Below are 14,796 nucleotides of genomic sequence, written 5' to 3'. Positions count from 1 at the left end.
TGCGATCGCCTGTTTTTTTTTGATTTACATGAAATAGATTGTCTAGCATCTATCCATAGTTAAAGTTTAGTATTTGTCATGCGTCTTCACCCAACCTACACTGAAAATAAATGCTACTGAATGTTGGGTTAAGCTTTGCTCTACCCAACCTACGAATCGATGCGATTCTACTTGAGGCGGGCTTGGCTATATTGTTCTTTCATCGGTTAAAATTGGAGAGAGATAATTAACAAGATTTAATATGCGGCAACAAAACTGTGAAGCAGTGTTTGAAAATGGCGTTTTACGCCCTATCGGAAATCTCCAACTCGCTGAAGGTGAATCTGTCAAACTTATTGTAGAATCTCATTTAATTCACAAAACAAAATGCTTTCCAGAAAAAGGACTTATTGCTCAATTAACCGCTAATCCAATCAAAATTGAAGACTTTCAGCCTTTGAATAGAGAAGAAGCCAATGAACGTTGGTGAATCTCAACCTGGCTTTATTGACTCTAATATTTGGCTGTATCGCTTTATTCTCAACCCTCGTGACGCTGATGCTATCCCCAAACAACAAATCGCTACAACTATCACCAATTACCAAAATAGCTTAATCAGTACACAGGTGGTTAATGACGTTTGTTCCAATTTAATCCGTAAAGCAGGGTTTAATAACCCACAAATTCAGATATTACTGGAAGAATTAGCGCAAGGTTGTGAAATCTTACCTGTCTCTCTTGAAACGCTTCAGTATTCTGTGAAATTACGCGATCGCTACTCACTTTCATTTTGGGATAGTCTCATCGTTGCTAGTGCAGTTTTAGGAGATGCAAGAATTCTCTACTCAGAAGATATGCAAGATGGTTTAATAGTTGAAAATACCTTACAGATTGTCAATCCATTTAGAGATTTAAGCTTGATTTCCGGATAAAACATCATCGCTGCACCATGATGAGTAGTAAGTCAGGTGTCAAAAGCGATCGCATTACATCTTGTACAGAGCATCGCACTTTTCCATCGGTTACAAATAAAGCGATCAATATATTTGGAAATTTATGCGATGCTCCTTCTTGAGTCACCATGCGATCGCCAATGCATTTTATTATGTATCTAGAGGGCTGCGGACACCCTTACCACCACGGTTAAGAACATGGGTATAAATCATCGTGTTTTTCACGTCCTTGTGTCCCAATAATTCCTGAACAGTACGGATGTCATAGCTGTTTTGTAGCAAATGAGTGCGATCGCAATCTCCCGTAGGTTGGGTGAAGGCTTTGCGTAACCCAACATTAAATCCTCTCGTTAACCCCAAATATTATGTTGGGTTACGACGCAAAATAGATTATCACTAAAATTTAGTATTTGTCATGCGTCTCCACCCAACCTACACTGAAAATAAATGCTACTAAAACAAGTGGTAGCGGATTGAGCATAGCTGACATTGAGAAAATACGTATTGACACTGTACATACGTTTTGTCTAGAATGCAAAGGTATGAACGTTTATTTTGTGCTCAATGGCATTACCTTTTCTTGGGATGATGAAAAAGCGCAGATTAATCCCATTAATCATGATGGGATTACTTTTCAGCAAGCGACTGAGGCTTTTTTCGATCCTTTTCTGATTCTTGTTGATGCTAGTCGTAACGATGAAGCAAGGAACGCTGTGATTGGGCTAGATTTTCGGTGGAAAATGCTTTATGTCGTTCACATTGAGCAGGATGAGGAAAGTATTCGGATTATTTCAGCACGTAAAGCAACACGACAGGAGAGAGCAGAATATGAAAGTTGAAACATTGAAGCAACGGCTCGATCGCAACCGTCCAATGACGAGTGTAACGATTCGGATGCCGGAAGATGTGGTTGAGGATTTGAAGAAAGTTGCACCACTATTGGGTTTTTCTGGTTATCAGCCCCTGATCCGTGCCTATATTGGACAAGGTTTGCGCGTTGATTTAGAACGGTTTGAGAGCGAGACAGTGACAGCATTGGTAGAGAGCTTAAAGCGTCGAGGTGTTAGTGATGCAGTTATTGAGGAAGCGCTAAATGAAGTTATTCACGCTACATCGAATTGATCGTTGTTTGCCAGGGGTACAACAACTCAGATGGAGTGGAATTTCGAGATTGTCGTAGGATGGCAAGATGAACAATAAAAATACACTCAAAAGCGCGATCGCAACTTTCTGTGGTTTTATTGCCTACAAAATCCCACAATTACCCTAATAAACAAATACTGGTACTCTTTTATATGCTGGTGTACCCGATCGCATATCAATTTTCGCTGTAAAAATAACATTAACTTCCGGATAAAACATCATCGCTGCACCTTGACGAATATCCCCAAAAATAATTTCCACGTTTTCTAATTTTCCCGCATCACCTTGCACTGTCACCTGTTGATGTTCGCTAAAACCAGCTTTTTCGGCATCTTCACGATTCATCAAAATACAATTACGGTGTGGCATTCCCCGATAATAATCCCCAGGTTTATACACGACTGTGTTGTGCTGCGAGTAACTTCTTCCTGTACCCAATATTAAAACAATTCCTGGGGTTGATTCTGCTACACCAAAGTCTACTTTGCTGGGTAAATCCAACTTTGGTAAAGTAGTCACAAACATCTTGGCTTTACCTGTAGATGTGCCAAATTTGGGTTGATTAAAAACCCGTCCAGAAATCGTAAATTCTTCCCCGGTAATATCAATTTTGCCAATTTTTTCGTAACCGGGAATTGTTTTCGCAATTAGTTCACGGACATATTTTGTATCTTGGAGTTTACGCCAATTTACGGGGTTATCTCCCAAAATTCGGTGGGCGATTTCCACAATTAATTCAACTTCGGAAATCAAATCACCATTCTCTAAATGGGTTTTTCCTACATCATTCAGACGGACGAAATTATTACCAGATTCGGTAGTGGTTTTGTGGGGATTCTCGAAACGAGTAAACACTGGCAGAATGATGGTATTTTGCTTTGCTAAACCGTGAAAATGTCCCAGATTAGGTTTGGTTGCCACGTAAAAAATGGTGTCAATTTGTCCCAAAGCGCGTTTTGCTTGGTTTAAATCGGGGTTTGCTGCGTAGAGATTTCCCCCCAAACAAATCAATGTGTCCACTTCACCTGCTTCCGCAGCCGTAATTAATGCCCGCGTATCGTAGCCAGGAATGCGACTCAAGGGACGTTGCAGCAGTTTCTCTAAAGTTTGCTGAATTTCTTTTTTGAGGTGGATAGTCACACCCATTGAGCCAAATCCTTGCACGTTTGAGTGTCCGCGAATTGGCATTGTTCCCGCACCGGGTTTTCCGGCATTCCCTGTTAACAGTGCGGTATTGGCAATACTGAAAACGTTGTCAACACCGTTTTCCTGCTGCGTCACTCCCATCGCCCAAGCAAATACTACACCCGAAGATGTACCAATTATTCTGGCTGCGATCGCAATTTCGGTTTGGGAAATGCCACAGGTAGATGTAATCTCTTCCCAAGGAGTATTTTCGGCATGTTTAATGATGTTTTCCCAGTCTTCGGTATGAGCTTTGAGAAAATCCTGTTTGATTAAACCTTGGGCAATCAAGGATTTTTGGATACCCACAAATAAAGCCACATCGCTACCGGGGATGGGTTGCAGATATAGGGAAGAAATATCGGAACCACCAGCCAGCATGGATTTGATCGGGTAAGCTGGGGAGGCAAATTTAACTAAACCGACTTCCACGGTTGGATTAATAATAATTACCTTACCACCGCGATCGCGTAGTTGAATCAACTCATTCAGTAATCGGGGATGGTTTGCAGGAGCGTTGGAACCAATCAACACCACACAATCGGCTTGTTTGAGACTTTCTAAACTTACCATCGAAGTCCCAGAACCGAACATTTGCTTCAACCCCACAGTCGAAGCTGCGTGACATAAATCTGAACAATCAGCCAGGTTATTTGAATCAAGCGATCGCATCATTAACTGTAGCAGGAATGCGGCTTCATTCGACGACCTACCGGAACTATAGGAAGCTAGACGCTGCGGGGGTTTTCTGAATGCTGTCTCCGCAATTTGATAAATCTCATCCCAAGAAATTCTTTCATACTGGGAACTCCCTGCACGTAAAATCAAAGGATGACTCAACCTACCCAAATTATTTGCTGCTTGGGAATTTAATTCTTGGAGTTGTGGCAGGGTATAATTTTGCTCGAAGTACGTAGCTGGTTGTAATTCCGATGCGATCGCTTCTACACTTTTAGCGCAACGCTGCAATATTTCCCCATCTTCATTAACAAAACCACCTTTTTGTCCCCCTGTTCCCCAAGCGCAGGAAAGACAAGCGCTTTTGTGGAATAATTTTTCCCAAATTTTCTTACCATCGGGGGAAATTGTCTTTTCTGCCCAATACCCAATTACGGGCATTCCACCACCTGCATTTGGGGTTTTTTCAGCACTCATAATATTACCTGGAAACATCAACTACTTCCTGTTACTGATGGTAATTGATGGAGCAAAAATCGTCAGCGACTGTCTTGAAAGTCAAGCTTATTGCAGTCAGAAAAACTCAGGAAATTGGGTTTCTCCCCCGTGGTAAACCTCTAATCGTTGCAGTAGTCATTTATTGCGTTTAAAATCAGAAAACTTTCTATTCACAATTTTTCAGAGCATTAATATCAGCAGCAACAATATAAACAAGATTACGCGAAATTTTCTCTATATCCCAATTCCACCAAGCAATCTCTAATAAAGTATTAATCACATCATCAGCAAACCGCTTTCTAATCAACTTTGCTGGGTTCCCTCCAACTATTGCATACGGTGGAACATCACTAACAACAACTGTACAAGCTGCAATAATAGCCCCATCACCAATTTGGATACCAGGCATAATTGTCGCTTCATAACCAATCCAAACATCATTCCCAACTACAGTATCCCCTTTGAAGGGAAGCTCATCAGGTTGTGGTGTCACCTTTTCCCAGCCATTACCGAAGATTGAAAACGGATAGGTAGAGAAGCCAGACATTTTGTGATTAGCTCCGTTCATGATAAATTTTATACCTTTAGCTAAAGCGCAGAATTTACCAATAATTAGTTTATCCCCAATAAAAGGAAAGTGGTAAAGTACATTGCGCTCAAAGTTTTCCGAATCCTCTGGGTCATCGTAATAGGTGTAATCACCAATAATTATATTAGGATTGGATACAGTGTTTTTGATGAAACATATTTGGGGAAATCCTTTCATTGGGTGGCGATCGCTTGGATTTGCACCGGACAAAATAGCCTCCAAATTTAATTTATTGAGTACTCTTGTATTAAATTTACCCAATTATAATGTACTGCTTATCAGTAAATTAAACAAAAACCAAAATCTAATCCCAAAATCTATTATTGAATCTAGCTATAACCACTTTTGAATAATTGAAATATCCCAACTAATCGAATGTGACAACACTACGAATCGATTCTCCTTTATGCATCAAATCAAAAGCATCATTAATCTTTTCAATCGGCATTACATGGGTAATTAAATCATCAATATTTATCTTCCCATCCATATACCAATCAACTATTTTCGGTACATCAGTACGTCCCCTAGCACCACCAAAAGCGCTACCTTTCCAAACCCTACCCGTAACCAATTGAAACGGACGAGTGCGAATTTCCTCACCTCCAGCAGCGACACCAATAATGACACTCACACCCCAACCTTTGTGACAACATTCCAACGCTTGACGCATCACATTTACATTCCCAATACATTCAAAAGAATAGTCAGCACCACCCTTAGTTAAATCTACCAAATAGGAAACTATATCACCATCAATTTCCTGGGGATTAACAAAATGTGTCATCCCAAATTTTTCCGCCAAAGCCTTTCTACCAGGATTAATATCAACCCCAATAATCATATTTGCCCCCACCATTCTGGCAGCTTGGACAACATTTAAACCGATTCCACCAAGTCCAAAAACAACCACATTCGCACCAGCTTCAACCTTCGCTGTATTAATCACTGCACCAATACCCGTCGTTACACCACAACCGATATAGCAAACCTTATCAAATGGTGCATCTTCGCGGATTTTTGCCACAGCAATTTCTGGTAATACGGTGTAATTTGCAAAAGTCGAAGTCCCCATATAGTGGTGAATTTTCTCACCATCAATCGAAAAACGACTTGTACCATCAGGCATTACACCTTTACCCTGAGTTACCCGTATCGCTTGACACAAATTAGTTTTTCTACTGAGACAATATTCGCACTGACGACATTCCGGAGTATACAGAGGAATTACGCGATCGCCTACTTGTAAACTTTTGACATCTTTGCCGACTTCGACGACAATACCAGCACCTTCATGTCCCAGTATGGCAGGAAATAAGCCTTCGGGGTCTTTTCCTGAAAGGGTGTAAGCATCGGTATGACAAACACCACTGGCTTTTATCTCGATTAAGACTTCACCAGCTTGGGGATTCCCTAAATCAACCATTTCAATCGTTAATGGTTTACCTGCTTGGTAAGCCAATGCTGCTTTTACTTTCACTCTCTGCTTTCCCAATTCCCTATTTTTTGAGTTTACAACCTAGTTGGAGTCAGAAAATAATTTTTTACTTTTATGCAAAAAAGAAAATATTTTGTTGATAGACATCCAATCCCATATCTCGCTAAATTGGTAGATGCAGCAATCTTCAACTATCTAAATTAATCAAACTCCAACACATTATGAATCCTGCCTTGACAAAAATTGGCGCTCAAATGTCTAACTTAACTGGCGTTCGAGCTATTATGAAGGATATTATCGAGACTTTACAAACAGGTGCAGGAAGGCAATTTATTAATTTGAGCGCGGGAAATCCGTTGATTCTGCCGGAAGTTGAGCAATTATGGCGTGATTGTACCGTCGATTTACTAAATAGCTCGGAATACGGTGAAGTTGTTTGCCGTTACGGTTCATCCCAAGGTTACGCACCTTTTATTGAAGCAATTGTTAACGACTTTAACCAACGCTACGGTTTAAATCTCACCGATAAAAATATTTTAATTACCCCCGGAAGTCAAACCCTATATTTCTACGCTGCGAATGTTTTTGGTGGCTATACAGAATCAGGTTCTTTAAAACAAGTTGTTCTTCCCCTTAGCCCAGATTATACGGGTTATGGTGGTGTGGCATTATCCCCAGAATCCTTAATCGCTTACAAACCGACTTTGGATATCAACGCAGCAGCACATAGATTTAAATATCGTCCTGATTTTAGTCAACTATCTATTAATGAAAATACTGGTTGTGTTATTTTCTCCCGTCCCTGTAATCCTACTGGTAATGTACTCACCGATGAAGAAGTAAACAAAATCGCTGCATTAGCTGCACCCTATGACATACCAGTATTTATCGACTCCGCTTATGCACCTCCATACCCAGCATTGAACTTCACCAAAATGACACCAGTATTTGGTGATAATATTATTCATTGCCTGAGTTTATCAAAAGCAGGTTTACCAGGAGAAAGAATTGGGATTGCCATTGGTGACGAAAAAGTAATTCAAGTACTCGAATGTTTCCAGACGAATATGTGTATTCATCCATCGAGATATGGACAAGCGATCGCATCCCGTGCCATCAACTCTGGAAAGCTGGCAAATATCTCGGAAACCGTAATTCGCTCGTTTTATCAAAATAAATTTACCGTATTAGAAAGTACCTTAGATGTAGTAATGCCGAAAGATTTACCTTGGCTTTTACATCTTGGTGAAGGTGCTATCTTTGCTTGGTTATGGTTCCAAAATTTGCCAATCACTGACTGGGAATTATACCAATTATTAAAGCAAGTTGGTGTGATTGTTGTACCAGGTAGTTCCTTCTTTCCTGGTTTGCGAGAAGAGTGGGAACATAAGCATCAGTGTTTGCGAATTAGTTTAACTGGTAGCGACGAAGAAATTGCGATCGCGATGCAAAAATTAGCGAAGGTTGTTGAGTCTGTCTATCAAGGTGATACAGTCTTAAATAGTTAGGAATTAGGAATTAGGAATTAGGAATTAGTTAGTTAAAAGAGAAAATAACCACAAAGAACAGAGAAAATAGAGGAAAATATGCCGGAGAAAGAGAAGGAAAAGAAACAAAAGGAACAAGCAACACCAGGAAAACAAAAAAAGAAGAAAAAAAAGAAAAATATTGCTTCTTCCCCAACCTCCCCATCTCCCACACCATCCCGAATCCCGACTCCCATCCCTGATGGTTATCTAGAAATTGGTACAATTGTCTCACCCCAAGGATTAGATGGGGAATTACGAGTTTATCCAGAAACAGATTTTCCCGAACGTTTCCTGATTCCTGGTATGCGTTGGTTATTACATCCTGGAACATCCCAACCCCAAGAAATAGAATTAACTTCCGGCAGATATATAGAAGGTAGAAATCTATACGTAATTGAATTGCAAGGTGTAAAAAGTCGCAACCAAGCAGAAGAATTACGGAGTTGTAAATTATTGGTATTGGAGTGCGATCGCCCACAATTAGCCGACGGAGAATACCATATTATAGATTTGATTGGTTTACAGGTTTTCGTACAAGAATCTGGTCAATTTATTGGAACTGTCGTCAACCTAATTCCTGCGGGGAACGATTTATTAGAAGTCGAAATACATCAGGAAAATAACGGAAACGACAAAAAACCAAAAAACCTGTTAATACCCTTCGTCAAGGAAATTGTCCCCGTTGTCGATATCCAAGCCAAACGTGCCGAAATCACACCCCCAGAAGGATTATTAGAAATTAACGACCTAAAAGAAACCGAACAAACCTAAACAAATCATATTTTATTCTTCTCACCTTAGCGTCTTAGCGTCTTAGCGTCTTAGCGCGACCTTAAATCTTTTATTTTCAAGCTTTTATTCACAGCAAACCTAAAGCAAAATTGGAGAAGTATTTAGGATTCAAGTCAAACTGACTCCACCATTCCGCAACCCCTCCAATAAAAGACTAAAAGCAAATTTAACCTAATTTATACAGCTTGCACCACCTTATCAGGTTGCTGATACAAAACTTCCTCAGATGCAACTTTAAAATCATCACCAACCCAAGCAGACGAAACCTGAATCACAACACCACCTTCCATTTGCAGCAGTGAAAAATTTCGGAGTTTCCCCCTAACATTCTCCACAATTCGCGGTACAGTCGCCGCATTTAAATAAATTATACCTTCTGGACTTCTAAAAACACGCTTGCGAATTACCTGCTTAGTGTGTCTTAGAGTGTGGTGCATATGTCCAAATGCCACCAGGGGAATAATCTTATTTTCCGTCATCGCCAAAGATATCGCTTCCGCAAAATCTGGGTCGCCAAAATCACCACCAATCGGGTGCCAATCTTTACCACAAGGGTCTTCCGGTCTATCTCCTAATCCCGATGGTCCATTATGACCAACAAAAATAATTGTCTCATATGTGGCACTCTTAACGGAAGCGTGGATTAAATCAGCAGACTCCTCAATAGTCCCAATCCCATATCGTTGCTTACAAATATCCGCAAACTTCATATCTGGACCACCCCAACTAAACGGACGACCCCCTACAACAGTTAAACTCAAAGTGGGAAAATCTAACTTACTGTAACCAACGTGGATATCACCCAATAAATCCAGCTGTTCCTGTACCCAATCTTCCTTCGTGCGATCGTAAGGACATTTTTTGCGTCCCCATTCCGTGGCAGAATACCAAGCATCGTGATTACCCATGATAACAGCTTTGGGGATATCGAGAGATGCTACTCTTCGCACCACATCCACCGACTCATTCCCAAAATCCCCCACAAACAGTACCAAGTCCACTCCCAGGCATTTTAGCGCAATGCCATCTTCCTCTTCCCACTGGTCGTGAACATCTCCGACTACAGCTATTTTTATCATTTTCGGCTTTATTTTCTCACTACAAAACGCCATATTATTTTTCCTATGTCTCCAGCATAGGCAACTCAAAAGGATTTTGACACAACTTTAATGGGGAATTGGGAATTGGGGATTGGGCAATGGGGATTGGGAATTAAGAATTTTCTCCTTTCCATGCTCTTCTTCAAACTTTTATCAAAAAAACATCATTTTCAATGGTTTGACCCTTTACTTATTTTTGGTAAAAAATACTATAATTAGTTTTATAACAACAATGCCTGTATGTACGTGAAACTTTGCTGTGGAGAGTATTCCCGTGGCAAGATTTCGCAGCTACTTCTAGCCAAGTTCCCAAAGTTCCTCGAAAGCACAGGAAGGAAAATTGGGGATTAGAGGTATTGCCTGTCAATGGAAAAATTCAATATTTTTGGCATATTTTTGGAATCATAGGGTGACACCAAACTGTGTTTATAACTGCATTACCTCAACGTGAAAATACCCAACTGGGTGCATTACCATTGGATTTATTTGATGCGATCGCAACTCTAAAAAAAGAACTCAACGCGGTCATTTTAGCGCATTACTATCAAGAAGCGGATATTCAAGATATTGCAGATTTTATCGGGGATTCCCTACAACTAGCTAGAGCAGCAGCCGAAACAAACGCGGATGTGATAGTCTTTGCTGGTGTACACTTTATGGCGGAGACAGCAAAAATTCTCAACCCAGAGAAATTGGTGCTTTTACCAGATTTAAATGCAGGTTGTTCCCTTGCTGATACCTGTCCTCCTAAAGAGTTTGCCGCATTTAAAGCCGCACATCCGGGACATTTGGTAATTTCTTATGTAAATTGCTCCGCCGAAATTAAAGCAATGAGCGATATCATTTGTACCAGTTCCAACGCTGTAAAAATCGTTGAACAGATACCCAAAGAGCAACCGATTATTTTTGCACCAGACCGTAATTTAGGGCGCTATGTCATCAAGAAAACAGGTCGCGATATGGTACTGTGGCAGGGAAGTTGTATTGTCCATGAAACCTTCTCCGAAAAGAAAATTGTTCAGTTAAAAATAGCACATCCAGAAGCAGAAGCGATCGCACATCCGGAATGTGAGGAAAGTGTATTGCGTCATGCGAGTTTTATCGGTTCCACTGCTGCTTTACTTAAATATTGTCAAGAAAGCCCATCGCAAGAGTTTATTATTGCGACTGAACCAGGAATAATTCACCAAATGCAAAAAGCAGCACCGCAAAAACATTTTATTCCCGCACCACCTGAGAATAATTGTAATTGTAATGAGTGTCCGTTTATGCGGTTGAATACTTTGGAGAAGTTGTATTTAGCCATGAAAAATCGCACACCGGAAATTACCATGAGTGAAGAGATTCGCCTGGCTGCATTACGTCCAATGCAACGGATGTTGGAGATGAGCTTGTAGTTTCTGATTTTGGATTTACCCAAGAAACCGGGTTTCTAACCCCACGAGGAACTCAATTCCCGTAGTCTGAGAAATCGGGTTTCTTGGTTTATCCCAACAATTTGAGATTTTACATCAGGGAGAAACCCCGATTTCAGACGGTCTACTAAGGTTTTCGGTACGTCTAATCCAACCTACAAATCTATGCGATTCTACTTAATTATCCACACCATAATTTTGGGTTACTATTCTTTTCATTAGTACCAAATATTAATCATTATCTGTCTAATCGAACCTAAAAATCTATCCGATTCTACTAAATCCATAAATAGATTATATTGTCAACCGTAACAAAATTTAGAATCGATGTTCATATTACAAAATTAATTTTCGGCTTATTTACGACCAAAAAATCAACGCAAGAATAGTACTTTCAGAGCCGTAAAAATTAAAGTTATACGCCTCCCGTGAGTATTAAGAGTATCCCATCCTGAAAGTACTGTCAATCCGTACACCCATTTTTTATTTATCAAGGTTTCCTGACATTCTTAATATATCAAGCTTTAATCATTTAAATCATAATTGAGTCAAAGCATTATCTCTACTTATGTAACCTAAGCAAGTTCGATAAGCTTGACTTTCAACACAGTAGCTACAATATTCATCCAGGATAAATTGTGGTTTAGACGACAGAATACAACCGTGAAACCATCGTTAAATCAAAGATACAAAATATTCTCAAAAATAAAAAATAATGTTAAGTATCCCCGTAAATATACCATTACCGCGAGCGCCGCGTTTGGTGACAACTTTGCCGGGAGTGCGTGCGAAAGCATTGGTAGAGCGCGATCGCAATGTCACATCTCCGTCTTATACCCGTGATTATCCTTTGGTGGTGGCGCGAGGTCAAGGTTGTATGCTGGAAGATGTGGATGGTAATATTTTTCTCGATATGACGGCAGGTATAGCTGTCACTTCTACTGGTCATTGTCATCCAGATGTTGTGGAAGCAATTCAAGCACAGTCAGCAAATTTACTGCACATGTCTGGTACGGATTTTTACTACGAGCCAATGGTGGAATTCGCCGAAAAGCTGGCAAATCGTGCCCCATTCCCAGGAAATGCCCGTGTATTTTTTAGTAATTCTGGTGCGGAATCGAATGAAGGTGCGATAAAGCTAGCTAAGTACTATACGAAGCGGAATTTAATTGTGGCATTTTTGGGTGCATTCCACGGACGAACTTATGGTGCAATGTCCCTCACGGGTTCCAAAACTGTCCAAAGGGCAAATTTTGGTTCATTGCTTCCGGGAGTTACACATATACCTTATGGTACACATGTGGGTTTAGATTATTTAGAAAAGCAATTATTTACGACGATTTTACCAGCGAATGAAGTAGCAGCAATCATCGTGGAACCAATTCAAGGTGAAGGTGGTTATATAGTACCCGAAGATGGATTTTTGCAACGTATCCGCGAGATATGCGATCGCTACCAGATTTTGATGATAGTTGATGAAGTACAATCGGGGATGGGACGTACTGGAAAGCTATTTGCGATTGCACATTGGGATATCATGCCTGATATTGTGACGACGGCAAAGGGGATTGCTAGCGGTTTACCATTGGGAGCAATTATAGCGCGATCGCACATCATGACTTGGAAACCTGGTTCCCACGCTACCACATTTGGCGGGAATCCGGTAGCTTGTGCTGCGGGGATTGCGACGCTACGATTGTTGGAAGATGGGTTGATGGAAAATGCGACTCGGATGGGGGAAATTTTACAAGCTGGTTTATTTAAGTTGTGCGATCGCTTTCCCCGATTGTCGTCTCCACGGGGAAAGGGGTTGATGGTAGCGGTAGATTTGTTGGATGAAACGGGGGATTTTGACAAGGAATTACGCGATCGTATTTTACAAGCTGCTTTTCATCGTGGTTTGTTATTACTTGGTTGTGGAAAATCTGCAATTCGTTTTTGTCCTCCTTTGGTTATTGATAGTGAACAAATTCAAATTGCTTTAAATATAATTGCCGAAATTTTGTTAGAAGTAATGTAGTCAGGAGTTCAGGAATCAGAATTCAGAAGTCAGCATCAATTTAAAATTTCATATTTTTTATGAATTCAGAAAACAAATACGATAAATATTGTAGGGGTTAACGGCTGTTAACCCTCTTAATTATCATATTTTATGAGAAAAATAAAAACAATAAAATCATGAAACCAGAAAATATTCAATTATTTTGGGATTCGCTTTGGCAAGACTATATTAATAGAGTGAAATATGCCAAAATCTACCAAAAAATGATTATTAATGCGGGAGGAACTGTTTCAAATGACCACATTGCTTTCCGTTCTTTGCGTTTAAATATTAATATAAATAAAACTCAAATTAATTTAGGAATTAAATTATTTGAACCAATATTAAATCGATTAGGTTACGAAGCAGCAGGAGAATACTTTTTCCCTGACACACATTTATATGCTTGTCACTACAAACATCCAGAGCAGGAAAAATATAGTTTACCCAAGTTATTTATCAGCGAATTAATTGTTGAAGAATTACCAGATGAGATTGCAGCAATAATTAGAAAAACTGTAAGTAATGGTAATTTTGATTGTTTTCTTCAATCTTCAAAAGATAATTTTGAAATAGATAATACCAACTTGATTCTAAATGCAAAAGAAACATTTACCCGTCATTGGCAAACTCCTTATTATTCAGATATTCAAAAAGTAAATCAAGTGAGTCAATATGGAGCTTGGATATTATTACATGGATATGCAGCAAACCATTTTACTGCTGATGTAAATCGCCAAAATACACCTAAATATCCCAACATTGAAATTACGGCAAATGGATTAGCTGATTTAGGAATACCAATGAAAGCCGAAATCGAAGGTAGTATGAATCTGGGTTTGCGACAAACAGCAACCCATGCAGTCAACGAACAAGTAACTGTAATTGATGATAGTTCTGGTGTTGAAATTCAAATACCTTGGACTTATGCCTATTACGAACTTGCTCAAAGATATGTGGTAGAAATTGAACCCGGAAAACAAGAACTGTTTGATGCTTTTCTTGGTGACAATGCTCGACAATTATTTGAAATGACGCGCTTAAACTAACTTTTCTTTTTTCCTTTTTCCTCAAACAGCAGCTAAGGAATCTAAATTACAGCACTTCCGTCTGTAATGAGGTACATATAAAGAGATAAAAACCGCAGATATAGACGCTACTCTGCGAGAAGTCTCGCTAGCCTACGGCAACCTCTCCGATGTACGCTCGTCTAATGCGGCTACCTTTGGAAGTCACTCCCTGCCGCAGGGTACGCAGATGGGAGTGTACCTCACCCAAATGAAATGTGCTGTAAATAAAATACAACCCTTGATTGTGTATATCTATGTTGGGTTTCATACTTTTTAATACTCAACCTTGTTTATGATATGGAATAACCAAAGGGAGCATCCCACTTTTTATTTAGCGAGCAAAGATTAATCCATTAAGGTAAGCACAACGGTGAGCAATGACTTGA

Annotated in this window: 16 protein-coding genes; 9 read left to right on the top strand and 7 right to left on the bottom strand. The window is 39.8% G+C overall.

Annotated elements, in window-relative coordinates:
* The first annotated feature begins 241 nt into the window (after positions 1–241).
* Both CK510_RS14160 and CK510_RS14155 read left to right on the top strand, forming a co-directional pair.
* Entirely contained in the window at positions 242–469 is a 228-nt protein-coding gene (locus CK510_RS14160; protein WP_095722312.1) for an antitoxin family protein, read from the top strand.
* Positions 456–911, top strand: a complete 456-nt coding sequence (locus CK510_RS14155) for a PIN domain-containing protein (protein ID WP_095722311.1) — start codon at positions 456–458, stop codon at positions 909–911. Before CK510_RS14160 ends, CK510_RS14155 begins: the two co-directional genes overlap by 14 nt.
* Positions 912–915: 4 nt before the next feature.
* Here CK510_RS14155 and CK510_RS31775 read toward each other — a convergent pair whose 3' ends face one another.
* Together CK510_RS31775 and CK510_RS14150 are read right to left on the bottom strand one after the other, a co-directional pair.
* Positions 916–1,062: a hypothetical protein gene (locus CK510_RS31775; protein WP_158224905.1), complete on the bottom strand. Its 147-nt coding sequence runs from the start codon at positions 1,060–1,062 to the stop codon at positions 916–918.
* Positions 1,063–1,082: 20 nt separating this feature from the next.
* Positions 1,083–1,292: a tyrosine-type recombinase/integrase gene (locus CK510_RS14150; RefSeq protein WP_444876498.1), complete on the bottom strand. Its 210-nt coding sequence runs from the start codon at positions 1,290–1,292 to the stop codon at positions 1,083–1,085.
* A gap of 182 nt (positions 1,293–1,474) precedes the next feature.
* Between CK510_RS14150 and CK510_RS14145 the strand changes: the two genes are divergently transcribed.
* Entirely contained in the window at positions 1,475–1,771 is a 297-nt protein-coding gene (locus CK510_RS14145; RefSeq protein ID WP_095722315.1) for a BrnT family toxin, read from the top strand.
* Positions 1,761–2,054: a hypothetical protein gene (locus CK510_RS14140; RefSeq protein WP_095722310.1), complete on the top strand. Its 294-nt coding sequence runs from the start codon at positions 1,761–1,763 to the stop codon at positions 2,052–2,054. Before CK510_RS14145 ends, CK510_RS14140 begins: the two co-directional genes overlap by 11 nt.
* Before the next feature lie 144 nt (positions 2,055–2,198).
* Here the strand turns inward: CK510_RS14140 and CK510_RS14135 are convergent, their stop codons facing one another.
* The 3 genes from CK510_RS14135 to CK510_RS14125 form a co-directional block, all read right to left on the bottom strand.
* Positions 2,199–4,415, bottom strand: a complete 2,217-nt coding sequence (locus CK510_RS14135) for an FdhF/YdeP family oxidoreductase (RefSeq protein ID WP_095722314.1) — start codon at positions 4,413–4,415, stop codon at positions 2,199–2,201.
* Between the two features lie 187 nt (positions 4,416–4,602).
* Complete coding sequence (locus tag CK510_RS14130; RefSeq protein ID WP_373695803.1) at positions 4,603–5,238, bottom strand: Vat family streptogramin A O-acetyltransferase; 636 nt, start codon at positions 5,236–5,238, stop codon at positions 4,603–4,605.
* A 154-nt stretch (positions 5,239–5,392) separates the two neighbouring features.
* Positions 5,393–6,505, bottom strand: coding sequence for an S-(hydroxymethyl)glutathione dehydrogenase/class III alcohol dehydrogenase (locus CK510_RS14125; RefSeq protein WP_095722309.1), 1,113 nt, complete (start codon positions 6,503–6,505; stop codon positions 5,393–5,395).
* A gap of 179 nt (positions 6,506–6,684) precedes the next feature.
* Here CK510_RS14125 and CK510_RS14120 point away from each other — a divergent pair, with 179 nt between their 5' ends.
* Together CK510_RS14120 and rimM are read left to right on the top strand one after the other, a co-directional pair.
* Positions 6,685–7,971, top strand: coding sequence for a valine--pyruvate transaminase (locus tag CK510_RS14120; RefSeq protein ID WP_095722308.1), 1,287 nt, complete (start codon positions 6,685–6,687; stop codon positions 7,969–7,971).
* A gap of 78 nt (positions 7,972–8,049) precedes the next feature.
* A complete protein-coding gene (gene rimM / locus CK510_RS14115) occupies positions 8,050–8,763 on the top strand; it encodes a ribosome maturation factor RimM (protein WP_095722307.1) in 714 nt (237 codons plus the stop codon).
* Between the two features lie 197 nt (positions 8,764–8,960).
* On the opposite strand, the gene CK510_RS14110 is transcribed toward rimM, so the two are convergent.
* Positions 8,961–9,896, bottom strand: a complete 936-nt coding sequence (locus CK510_RS14110; RefSeq protein WP_245912143.1) for a TIGR04168 family protein — start codon at positions 9,894–9,896, stop codon at positions 8,961–8,963.
* 410 nt (positions 9,897–10,306) lie between these two features.
* Between CK510_RS14110 and nadA the strand changes: the two genes are divergently transcribed.
* The 3 genes from nadA (at position 10,307) to CK510_RS14095 (ending at position 14,389) form a co-directional block, all read left to right on the top strand.
* Complete coding sequence (gene nadA, locus CK510_RS14105) at positions 10,307–11,281, top strand: quinolinate synthase NadA (protein WP_095722305.1); 975 nt, start codon at positions 10,307–10,309, stop codon at positions 11,279–11,281.
* 733 nt (positions 11,282–12,014) lie between these two features.
* The gene (locus CK510_RS14100; RefSeq protein ID WP_095722304.1) at positions 12,015–13,319 is read left to right on the top strand and encodes an acetyl ornithine aminotransferase family protein; all 1,305 of its coding nucleotides are present in this window, start codon (positions 12,015–12,017) and stop codon (positions 13,317–13,319) included.
* 158 nt (positions 13,320–13,477) lie between these two features.
* Positions 13,478–14,389 (top strand): DUF1338 domain-containing protein, encoded by a 912-nt coding sequence (locus tag CK510_RS14095; RefSeq protein WP_095722303.1) that lies wholly within the window; start codon positions 13,478–13,480, stop codon positions 14,387–14,389.
* 127 nt (positions 14,390–14,516) lie between these two features.
* Here the strand turns inward: CK510_RS14095 and CK510_RS32780 are convergent, their stop codons facing one another.
* Positions 14,517–14,678 (bottom strand): hypothetical protein, encoded by a 162-nt coding sequence (locus CK510_RS32780; RefSeq protein ID WP_211293194.1) that lies wholly within the window; start codon positions 14,676–14,678, stop codon positions 14,517–14,519.
* Positions 14,679–14,796: the final 118 nt, after the last annotated feature.

It is taken from the genome of Brunnivagina elsteri CCALA 953 (assembly GCF_002289455.1).
GTDB lineage: Bacteria > Cyanobacteriota > Cyanobacteriia > Cyanobacteriales > Nostocaceae > Brunnivagina > Brunnivagina elsteri.
This window is presented reverse-complemented; position numbering and strand designations above follow the sequence as displayed.